At 63.5% G+C, this 9,982-nt stretch carries 11 protein-coding genes; 5 read left to right on the top strand and 6 right to left on the bottom strand.

Annotated elements, in window-relative coordinates; translation table 11 throughout:
* Nucleotides 1-288: 288 nt before the first annotated feature.
* Entirely contained in the window at nucleotides 289-795 is a 507-nt protein-coding gene (locus NKH01_RS34355; RefSeq protein ID WP_023721899.1) for an invasion associated locus B family protein, read from the bottom strand.
* A 362-nt stretch (nucleotides 796-1,157) separates the two neighbouring features.
* Here NKH01_RS34355 and NKH01_RS34350 point away from each other — a divergent pair, with 362 nt between their 5' ends.
* Nucleotides 1,158-1,766 carry a methyltransferase family protein gene (locus NKH01_RS34350; protein WP_352817241.1) on the top strand — a complete coding sequence of 203 codons (609 nt, stop codon included), beginning with the start codon at nucleotides 1,158-1,160 and terminating at the stop codon, nucleotides 1,764-1,766.
* Nucleotides 1,767-1,811: 45 nt separating this feature from the next.
* Here NKH01_RS34350 and NKH01_RS34345 read toward each other — a convergent pair whose 3' ends face one another.
* The 4 genes from NKH01_RS34345 to NKH01_RS34330 all read right to left on the bottom strand — a co-directional run bounded on the left by NKH01_RS34345 (nucleotide 1,812) and on the right by NKH01_RS34330 (nucleotide 3,946).
* Nucleotides 1,812-2,174 carry a YkvA family protein gene (locus tag NKH01_RS34345; RefSeq protein WP_353024654.1) on the bottom strand — a complete coding sequence of 121 codons (363 nt, stop codon included), beginning with the start codon at nucleotides 2,172-2,174 and terminating at the stop codon, nucleotides 1,812-1,814.
* A 92-nt stretch (nucleotides 2,175-2,266) separates the two neighbouring features.
* On the bottom strand, nucleotides 2,267-2,563 hold the full coding sequence (locus tag NKH01_RS34340) for a 4a-hydroxytetrahydrobiopterin dehydratase (protein ID WP_353024653.1): 297 nt from the start codon (nucleotides 2,561-2,563) through the stop codon (nucleotides 2,267-2,269).
* Nucleotides 2,564-2,569: 6 nt separating this feature from the next.
* A complete protein-coding gene (gene thpR, locus NKH01_RS34335; protein WP_353024652.1) occupies nucleotides 2,570-3,166 on the bottom strand; it encodes an RNA 2',3'-cyclic phosphodiesterase in 597 nt (198 codons plus the stop codon).
* Between the two features lie 135 nt (nucleotides 3,167-3,301).
* The gene (locus NKH01_RS34330) at nucleotides 3,302-3,946 is read right to left on the bottom strand and encodes an arylesterase (RefSeq protein ID WP_023721894.1); all 645 of its coding nucleotides are present in this window, start codon (nucleotides 3,944-3,946) and stop codon (nucleotides 3,302-3,304) included.
* 108 nt (nucleotides 3,947-4,054) lie between these two features.
* On the opposite strand from NKH01_RS34330, the gene NKH01_RS34325 reads away from it, so the two are divergent.
* From NKH01_RS34325 to NKH01_RS34310, 4 genes are all read left to right on the top strand, one after another.
* Nucleotides 4,055-4,765 (top strand): ABC transporter ATP-binding protein, encoded by a 711-nt coding sequence (locus NKH01_RS34325; RefSeq protein WP_353024651.1) that lies wholly within the window; start codon nucleotides 4,055-4,057, stop codon nucleotides 4,763-4,765.
* Nucleotides 4,765-7,314: an ABC transporter permease gene (locus NKH01_RS34320; protein ID WP_353024650.1), complete on the top strand. Its 2,550-nt coding sequence runs from the start codon at nucleotides 4,765-4,767 to the stop codon at nucleotides 7,312-7,314. The genes NKH01_RS34325 and NKH01_RS34320 overlap by 1 nt, the downstream gene beginning before the upstream one ends.
* 219 nt (nucleotides 7,315-7,533) lie before the next feature.
* Nucleotides 7,534-8,313 carry a Bax inhibitor-1/YccA family protein gene (locus tag NKH01_RS34315; RefSeq protein ID WP_254817871.1) on the top strand — a complete coding sequence of 260 codons (780 nt, stop codon included), beginning with the start codon at nucleotides 7,534-7,536 and terminating at the stop codon, nucleotides 8,311-8,313.
* Between the two features lie 167 nt (nucleotides 8,314-8,480).
* On the top strand, nucleotides 8,481-9,050 hold the full coding sequence (locus tag NKH01_RS34310; RefSeq protein WP_352494036.1) for a GNAT family N-acetyltransferase: 570 nt from the start codon (nucleotides 8,481-8,483) through the stop codon (nucleotides 9,048-9,050).
* 4 nt (nucleotides 9,051-9,054) lie between these two features.
* On the opposite strand, the gene NKH01_RS34305 is transcribed toward NKH01_RS34310, so the two are convergent.
* Nucleotides 9,055-9,441, bottom strand: coding sequence for a DUF2794 domain-containing protein (locus NKH01_RS34305; protein WP_023721889.1), 387 nt, complete (start codon nucleotides 9,439-9,441; stop codon nucleotides 9,055-9,057).
* Nucleotides 9,442-9,982 lie beyond the last annotated feature (541 nt).

The following is a 9,982-nucleotide window of genomic DNA, read 5'->3' as shown; positions in this document are numbered from 1 at the left end:
AAGACGTCAAATCCCCCGCAAACAAGCGAACAACCGCCGCAACCCCGCCGCCGCAAGCTTTTGCTCATGACTGCGCAACAGGTCCCTTGTGGGAGAAGGTGGCCGAGCGAAGCTCGGTCGGATGAGGGGTGTTCCAGCTTGGCATCCCCTGCACTCCGTCCAGCACCCCCCAACCGTCTTGGCGCTGCGCGCCAATCCACCTTCTCCCACAAGGAGAGAAGGCAAGACCGCACGAACACTGGTTCTTTACGTCGCTGTGTTAGGTCGTGAACGTCCCGGACGAGGACTTTACTTGCACTTGGCGATCGAGGCCAGCGCCGCCGAGATGCCCTTCAGCGAGAAGACGTAGGTGGTGGTATTGCCGCGGCCGGACTTGGCTGACACCTTCATGTCGGTGCCGGTCTTCATCGCGGCGATCAGCACCGGCTCCTCGGCGGCGTTCTCGACCCAGGCCGACTTGCCGCGCGTGAACATCGAAAAAGACTTCTTGTCGATGGTGACGGTGGCCTTGGAACCTTCCTGGAAGGTATAGCCGGCGATGAATTGCGGCTCGTAGGACACTTGCTGCCCCGGCCGCTGGCTGACGAAGAAGAACATGTCGCCATGATCGAGCGTCGGCGGCTGCTTGTCGGTTGGCACGGTCAGGACATAGCAGACCTTGCCGCCGCCCGACGCCTGGTAGCTGTAGGTGCCCCAGGCATTGTGCTGGCCGATCTTGGTTGCCGACTGCGCCAGCGCGGGCGCCGTCAAGGCCACCAGGGCCAGGCTGGAAACTATAGCAATCAATCCGCGCATCGCTTTTCCCGTATTCCACTGGTGCGGCGGCAGGCCGGCTCGGCGTCCTGCCCGTCGCTTCATTTTGATTTAATCTGGGTTACCAAACGGTGAATTTCCCCTGAGAAAAGGATATTCACGCCAGGAAACCGCCGCCGTCTTCGCGCTGCCGCTTGAAAAAGCGGCTGGCGCAATGTCCCTGCCGCGACTTGGAGGCCACGAAAACGGCAAGAGTTTGACTTTTCAAGCAGCTAGGTCTTGCAGCGATTCTCGCTTTTCTGAGAGCTACGTGACGAATTTCCCGCCAGGCGGTATATGTCTGCGTTCGGCTCCACGGCACTCGGCCAGGGTGCCCTCCTTGGCGGCTTACGGGAGATTTGGCCATGGCCATTTCCGAGACAGTTCTGATCCTGGCGGGCGGCACAGTCGTCCTGGCGATCGTGTTCGGCATTCGTGTCGCCGTCCGCGCGGTGGCCAGCGGCGCGGTGCCCCGGTCGGATGGCGGAGAGGTGGCGGGCGGACCGGGCGCGCCCGACGTGGCGGGGGTCATTGCGCTGCCGCCTTTGATCTTCCTCGGCTTCCTGGCGGCGGCAACCGTGCTCGAGGTGCTCGCGCCGCTCCCGGTCATGGCCGGGCAGGCCCTCGCCCGCTATCTGGCCGGCGCCGTGCTCGCGGTGTGCGGCTTCGTGCTCATCTTTATGGCGGCGGGCCGCTTTCAGGCCGCTGGAACCAACATACCACCGACCTTGCCAACGACGGCGCTGGTCGTCGACGGTATCTATCGGTGGACCAGAAATCCGTTCTATCTGGGAGCGACCCTTATCTATCTGGGCCTCGGTGTCGCGGCCGGAAGTCTTTGGGGTATCGCGCTCGTCATTCCCCTGCTGTGGGTGATCAATACGGGCGTCATCGCGCCGGAAGAGCGTTATCTCGAGCGTAAGTTCGGAGACGCCTATCGCGCCTACAAGACGCGGGTGCGGCGGTGGCTTTGACGGCCGGAAAGTCGGTTCTCGCGCGATTTTTTGCGCCGCACCGGCTCAGCTCTTGTCGGCGATGGCCTGCCTGGCGGCGAGCCGGTGCGCCGGCGTGATGTGGGCGCTGACGGTTGTGATCGCGGCGGTCAGCACAGCGATGTCGTCGGTGAAGCCAAGCCCAAAGATGAAATCGGGGATGACGTCCGTCGGCAGCACGAAATAGCCGAGCGCAGCCAGCAATGTGCCCTTGGCGCGCAGCGGCGTCTTCTTGTCCATGGCGCAGTAATAGGCGGCGACCACCTCCTCCATGAACGGGATCTGCCGGGCAGCCTTCTTCGCCGTACGCCAGAACTTTTCGCGCACTTCGCTCTCATTGCCCGGCTTGCTGCCGAAGCCGAAGAAATCAAAACCGGATTTTTGCGCCATCAACCTCTCCTTGCCGCCGTCGCGTGACTTCACGCATGGCCGCGAGGCAAAATGTGGTGAAAGCCGAACCTCGCTGCAAGGTGCAGATAACGTCAGGTGCCGAAATAGCGGTTCATCTTCCTGGCCAGATCGAAATCCAGCGCCGTCAGGCCGCCGGCGTCGTGTGTGTTGAGGGTCACGTTTACCGTCTTGTAGACGTTCGACCAGTCGGGGTGGTGGTCCATCTTCTCCGCCGCCAGGGCGACGCGGGTCATGAAGGCGAAGGCTTCGGAGAAATTCTTGAAGGTGAAGCTGCGGCTGATCGAGCCACCGTCCTTGGCCAACGACCAGCCGTCGAGGCCGGCAAGTTCGGCGCGGATTGCCTCTTTTGCTAGTTTCTCCCTGGCCATGTCCGTCTACCGCATGATCCGCGAAGCGTCGGCGGCGCCGACCAAACGGCTGGCGGCGCGGCTGTCAGTGCCCGAAAGCGGCCAAGCCTCCTCGACGACGTAAGGCCCGCCGCCGACCGAGTCGCGCGACGACATCAGTACGAAGCGGCCGACCCGGAACGGCAGCGTCGAAAAATTGCCGCGCGCCGACAGATATTGGGCGACGTCTAGCGGGCTCGAATTGCGCAGGCGGGCCAGCGTCACATGCGGCATGAACTTGCGCGGGTCGGCCGGGATGCCGAGCCGCTGGCAGATGCGCTCGATTTCGCTTTGCAGAGCGGAAAGATCGGGCGAAGCGGCGACCCCGGCCCACACCGCATGCGGCTTCTTCTGGCCGAAGGCGCCGACGCCGGACAGCGTCAGCGGGAAGGACGGGCGGTGAACGCGGTCGAGCGCGTTGGCGATTTCGTCGGCGACATGGCCCTCGACATCGCCAATGAAGCGCAGCGTCAGATGATAGTTTTCGACGTCGATCCAGCGGGCTCCGGGCAGGCCGCCCCTGAGCAGGGACAGCGAAAGAGCGGCATCACGCGGTATTTCGAGGGCGGTAAAAAGACGCGGCATCGCAAGCCTCCTGTCCTCGAATCGAACTCTTGCCCTAGCGAATCATCGATATTCAAACGGGGCAAGGGGTTTGTTGGTCGCAGGCCTGCCTAAAAGCTTCCCCGCGGAAGGTGTTGCGGCGGCGAACCCTCGCCTTCAGGAATTGCCCCGGATCGCTTCAATGGTCTTCTCCACGCTGGGCAGGATACCCTCGACGATGCGGTCGACGCCTCGGGCGTTTGGATGAAGACCGTCTTCGAGCTGCAGGACGGATTGGCCGGCGATGCCCTCGAGAAAGAAAGGATAGAGCGGCACGCCGTATTTTTCAGCCAGTCTCGGAAAGGTCGCGTCGAAGGCCCTCTGGTAATCGGCGCCGAGATTCGGCGCCGCGCGCATCCCGGCCAGCAACACGGCGATCTTGCGCTGCTTCAGCTTTGCCAGCATGGCGTCCAGGTTCTTTTCCGCTATGGCGGGCGAAACGCCGCGCAGCATGTCGTTGGCGCCGAGCTCCAGGATGACCAGCTGCGTGCCGTCCGGCACCGACCAGTCGAGCCGCGACAGGCCGCCGCTCGTCGTATCGCCGGAAACGCCGGCATTGGCGACCGTGACATCGTAGCCCTTGGCGCGAAGTGCGGCCTGCAGCTTTTCGGTGAACCCCTGACCCGGCCCAAGGCCATAACCCGCCATCAAGCTGTCGCCGAAGCCAACGATGGTGAAGGGCTCGGCGCGCGCCGACGAAATGGCGCTGCAGATCGCGAGGAAAAGGGCGAAGGCTGCGGCAAAAGTGTGTTTGAAAGCCATGCGGCAGGCCCCATATGACCAGGAACATCTGTTGGCGAAGGCAGGTTTTCGTCTTTGTCGAGCATCGAATGCTCTAGCCCTCTTTCCCCCATATAGGACGATTTGATTTTGGAAGAAGCCGTCATTTCGCTGAAAGACGTATCGCTGACGCTCGGCGAAGGCGCATCCTCGGTGCATGTGCTGAAGGGCGTCAGCCTCGATGTGGCGAGCGGCGAAGCGACAGGCATCGTTGGACCTTCGGGTTCGGGAAAGTCGACATTGCTGATGGTTTTGGCCGGGCTTGAAAGGGTCGATTCGGGTGCGGTACGAATTGCCGGCGAGCTGCTCAACGGCAAAAGCGAAGACCAGATCGCATCGTTTCGAGGGCGAAACATCGGCATCGTGTTCCAGTCGTTCCACCTCATCCCCAATATGACGGCGCTGGAAAACGTCGCCGTCCCGCTTGAGCTTGCCGGCCATGCCGATCCGTTCGGCGTGGCGGCGCGCGAACTGGCGGCGGTCGGCCTTAGCGATCGCATCACCCATTATCCCGGCGAATTGTCTGGCGGCGAGCAGCAGCGCGTGGCGATCGCCCGGGCGCTGGCGCCGTCGCCACGCATCCTGATCGCCGACGAGCCGACCGGCAATCTCGACCAGGCGACGGGACGGCACGTCGCCGACCTGCTGTTCGCCAAGGCGGCCGAACGCGGCATGACGCTGGTGCTGGTCACGCATGACCCGGTGCTCGCGGCGCGCTGCTCGCGCCAGGTGTCGATGCGGTCGGGGCTGATCGAGGACGCGCCTGAGCCGGCCACCAGGGCCGGCAAGGTGACCGCCTGATGCCGCTGTCGCAAACGCTGAGGCTCGCCTTCAAGTTCTCGCTGCGCGAAATGCGCGGTGGGCTGTCCGGGTTCCTGATCTTCCTTGCCTGCATTGCGCTTGGCGTCGCGGCAATCGGCGGCGTCAATTCGGTGGCGCAGGCGATTTCCGCCGGTGTTGCCGACCAGGGCCAGACGCTGCTCGGCGGCGATCTCCGCTTCCAGCTCAACCAGCGCGATCCGACCAGAGCCGAACGCAGCTTCCTCGACCGGCTTGGCACGGTTTCGCACAGCGCCAACATGCGCTCGATGGCGAGGCTCGAGGACGGCTCCGACCAGGCGCTGGTCGAGGCCAAGGCGGTCGACGGCGCCTATCCGCTCTATGGCGCGCTGGAGACCGAGCCGGTGCTGTCGCGAGAGGATCTGTTCGGCGAAAAATCCGGCGTCTTCGGCGCCGCCGCCCCGGACCTTTTGTTCGAGCGGCTGAACCTTGGCATCGGTGACCGGTTGAAGCTCGGCAGCGCGACATTCGAGCTGCGCGCCAAGCTGGTCAACGAGCCGGATGCGGTGTCGGATGGCTTCGGTTTTGCGCCGCGGCTGATGGTGTCGACCGACGGGCTTGCCGCTTCAGGCCTGATCCAGCCGGGCAGCCTGGTCGAGAATGCCTATAAGGTCCGCCTGCCCGGCGGCACCACTGAGGCACAGATCAAGGTGATCCAGGAGCGGGCGGCAAACCAGTTCCCGCAGGCCGGCTGGTCGATCCGCACGCGCAGCAACGCAGCGCCGGCGCTGTCCTCGAACATCGAGCGGTTCTCGCAATTCCTGACGCTGGTCGGGCTGACGGCGCTGGTGGTCGGCGGCGTCGGCGTGGCCAATGCCGTGCGTGCCTATCTCGACGGCAAGCGCGGCGTCATCGCCACCTTCAAGAGCCTGGGGGCTTCGGGCGGGTTCGTCTTTGCCGTCTACCTGGTGCAGATCCTGATGATCGCCGCCCTCGGCATCACGCTGGGCCTTGTGCTTGGCGCGCTGATGCCGTTCGCGGCCAGCGCGGCACTCCAGTCGGTTATTCCGGTGCCGGCGGAAGGTGGGTTCTATCCCGGCGCCCTCGGCATGGCAGCGCTGTTCGGGCTGCTGGTGACGCTGGCCTTCGCCCTGCTGCCGCTCGGCCGTGCTCGCGACGTGCCAGCGACGGCGCTGTTTCGCGAAATGGGTTTTGAGGGCCGCGGTTTTCCCCGCCCGCTCTATGTCGCCGCGGCAATGGCCATCGCGCTGCTGCTCGCGGTGCTGGCGATCCTGTTTTCCGGCGACCGCCGTATTGCCTCGATCTTCGTCGGCGCCACGGTCTTTTCGTTCCTGGTGCTGCGTGTCGTCGGTACGCTGGTGCAGTGGGCGGCGAAGAAAAGTCCGCGTGTGCGCTCGACGGCGCTCAGGCTCGCCATCGGCAATATCCATCGGCCTGGCGCCTTGACGCCGTCCGTGGTGCTGTCGCTGGGTCTCGGGCTGACGCTCCTGGTGACGCTGGCGCTGATCGACGGCAATCTCAGGCGGCAGATTTCCGGCAGCCTGCCGGAACGGGCGCCGAACTTCTTCTTCGTCGATATCCAGAACGGCGACGTCGATGCCTTCTCCGCGCTGGTCGGCAAAGAGGCGCCGCAGGGCACGCTGATCAAGGTGCCGATGCTGCGCGGCCGGGTGATGGCGCTCAACGGCGTCGATGTCGACAAGGTCAAGGTTCCGGCCGAAGGCGCCTGGGTGCTGCGCGGCGACCGTGGGCTGACCTATGACGCACAATTGCCGGAGAATGCAACGCTGACCGAGGGCAGCTGGTGGCCGGGGAATTATTCCGGCGAACCGCTGGTCTCGTTTTCCGCCGAGGAGGGCAAGGAGATCGGGCTGAAGCTCGGCGACACCATCACCGTCAACGTGCTCGGCCGCAATATCACGGCCAAGATCGCCAATTTCCGCCAGGTCGAATGGGAAACCATGGGCATCAATTTCGTCATGGTGTTCTCGCCCAACACATTCGCCGGGGCGCCGCATGGCTGGTTGGCGACGCTGACCGAGACGAATGCGTCGGCGGCCGACGACGCGCATCTTCTCAATGCCGTCACCCGGGCTTTTCCCGCGGTGACGACGGTCAGGGTCAAGGACGCGCTCGACATCGTCAACCGGCTGGTGGCGCAGCTCGGCACCGCGATCAGGGCCGCGGCGGGCGTGGCGTTGATCGCCTCGGTGCTGGTGCTGGCCGGGGCGCTCGCCGCCGGCAACCGGGCCCGCATCCACGACGCGGTGGTGCTGAAGACCCTGGGTGCGACCAGGAAAACGCTGATCGCGGCCTTTTCGCTGGAATACATGCTGATCGGCCTTGCGACCGCGATCTTCGCGCTGGCGGCGGGCGGTGTGGCGGCGTGGTACGTCGTCGCGCGCATCATGACGCTGCCATCGCACTTCATGCCCGAGGTGGCGGTGGCGACCATCGGCTTTTCACTGGTGGTCACGGTGGGTATCGGCCTGGCCGGCACGTGGCGGGTGCTGGGCCACAAGGCGGCGCCGGTGCTGCGGAATCTTTGAGCCAGAGCCGGTTTTGATTAAATCTCGTTAATGTTTCGACCGGCAAGGCCAATAAAACCGGATCTCCGGCACTTCACGGAGCATTACGTCCGGTTACGGTCTTGTCCTTTACGCCAAGAACCATCATATTTCGGCGCAGGCATGCTGGAGCCCCGCCAGCGGCGCCTGGGTTCAAAAGGACCTGACACCGGACGGGGCAGAAGCAATATGAGGATTTCCATGGCTGATCCCGTTCGCAATTATCAGACGCGCGCCGTGCCCGGCGCCGGCGTCGATGCTGCCATCGACCAGGGCCTGCGCGCCTACATGATCAAAGTCTACAACCTGATGGGGCTTGGCCTCCTCATCACCGGCCTTGCCGCGGTCGGCACAATCATGCTGGCCACCACCAGCGATCCCGCCTCGGCGGTTGCCACGTTGCCAAGCGGCGAGATGCTGACCTCGTTCGGCTACGCGATCTTCGGCTCGCCGCTGAAATGGCTGGTGATCTTTGCCCCGCTTGCAGCGGTGATGTTCCTGTCGTTCCGGGTCCAATCGATGAGCGTTTCGGCGGCGCAGACGACGTTCTGGGTTTACGCCGGCCTTGTCGGCCTGTCGCTGTCGTCGATCTTCCTGGTCTACACCACCGCCAGTATCTCGCAGACCTTCTTCGCCACCGCCGCCGCGTTTGGCGGGCTGTCGCTCTACGGCTACACGACCAAGCGCGACCTTTCCGCGTTCGGCTCGTTCCTGGTCATGGGCCTGGTCGGCCTGATCATCGCGATGGTGATCAACATCTTCCTGCAGTCGTCGGCGCTTTCCTTCGCCGTTTCGGCGATCGGCGTGCTGATCTTCGCAGGCCTCACCGCCTATGACACGCAGAACATCAAGGAGATGTATTTCGAGGGTGACGAGACTGATGTCGCAGGCCGCAAGGCGATCATGGGCGCACTGAGGCTCTATCTCGACTTCATCAACCTGTTCATGTTCCTGCTGCAGTTCATGGGCGACCGTCGCTAGTACGGCGTTCTTTGTTGACCATGATCTGTTCCGAAAACCGGTTTCCACTTTTCGGGATCATGGTCTGACTGGACCAGCGAGTTTGGAAAGGGCGGCCCAATGGCCGCCCTTTTCTTTTGTGCCGGCTTTTGCTGTGATATAGGGCAGATGAACGACGTGCATAAATTATGAGCAGCATCACCTTGCGGGCCGCGACGTCGGCCGATCTCGATCGGATCACGGAAATCTATGCCGACGCGGTGACAAACGGCACGGCGAGCTATGAACTCGACCCGCCAAGCCGTATCGAGATGGGAGCGCGCTTCGACAGTTTGGTAGCGGGTGGCTTTCCCTATCTCGTGGCGGAAAAAGGCGGCATTGTGCTCGGCTATGCCTATGCCGGCGCTTTCCGGCCGCGCCCGGCATACCGCTTCGTGGTTGAGGATTCCGTCTATGTCGCGCCCGACGCCAAGGGGCAGGGCGTCGGGCTGCTCCTGATGCAAAGGCTGATCGAGGCAGCCAAGGCGGCGGGCTTTCGCCAGATCATCGCGGTGATTGGCGATGGCCGGCCCGACAGCGCCTCGGTGCGGTTGCACGAGAAGCTCGGCTTTCACCATTCCGGCCGCCTGGAAGGCTCCGGCTACAAGCACGGACGCTGGCTGGACACGGTGTTCATGCAACTGCCGATCAACGGTGGAGCGTCGGTCCCGCCCGATCCGCAATCGCTGCCCGAGCGGAAGTTCCGCAAACAAAAATAAGGGGTTACGCCTCGACCAGCTTCAGCGTTCGGTCGAACACGCCAAGCACCCGGCCGAGTTCCTGGCCACGCTTGAGGATGCGTCCGCCGGCGGCGATGACGGCGAATGCGCCTTGCCGGCGCGCCAGCTTCGGATCCTTGACGATCTGGAAAAGCGGCACTTCGCTGGTGCGACGGAAGACGGAAAAAACGGCGCGGTCGGTGAGATGGTCAATAGCATAGTCGCGCCATTCATTGGCGGCGACCATACGGCCGTAGAGCCTGAGGATCTGGTCCAGTTCGCGGCGGTCGAACCGCACCGGCTGGTCGAGGCGTTCGTGTCTTGCCTCGTGCAGCGGGATCAATATTGCGGATGCGTCCCCATCCTCCGTCCCGCTGCTGCGATCAGTCATGCCTGGATCCTCGCAATGAATCGTACGCCGACCAAAGTTGGCGCTTTCGTTGCCGAATTGCAAGGCCCGGCCGGGCAACGGCAGCACCGTGCGGTTTCTCCAACGTCCAGTCACGTTTGCGAAACGCCTGTTGGAATTGGTGATGCTTCGCCACAATCCTGCCTTTTTTTATCCGTGCTCATGCCCCAATGTCCGACGAATTTACCGGCGTTGCCTGAGACGGTTCGGTCCGGCACCGGCTCGTAAACCCCAAGCCCCCCGCCCACGGGTCTGCGTCGGATCGAACCAACCTCGGTCTTTCCTTGGAAAGATCGGGTGCGACGATCCCAAAACCTAAATGACCGGCGTCAGAAGCAAGCTGACGCCGGTTTTTTATTGGCTGGAGCCGTGGCGGCGCGATCCATCCGGATAGGCTGTCGTCGGAGGCTTGAGCGCGGCTCTCCCTTCTCCCCTTGTGAGGCCTTTGCACAGAATCGGATTGGTGATTCTGTGGCGTGGTCGCTACGGGAGATTCGCGGATGGTTGATCGTGTGCTTGGTCA

Origin of the sequence: Mesorhizobium sp. M1403, from assembly GCF_040317695.1 — a bacterium.
In the GTDB taxonomy this organism is placed as follows: Bacteria; Pseudomonadota; Alphaproteobacteria; order Rhizobiales; family Rhizobiaceae; genus Mesorhizobium.
The sequence above is the reverse complement of the archived record's forward strand: the minus strand, read 5'-3'. Positions and strand labels throughout refer to the sequence as shown.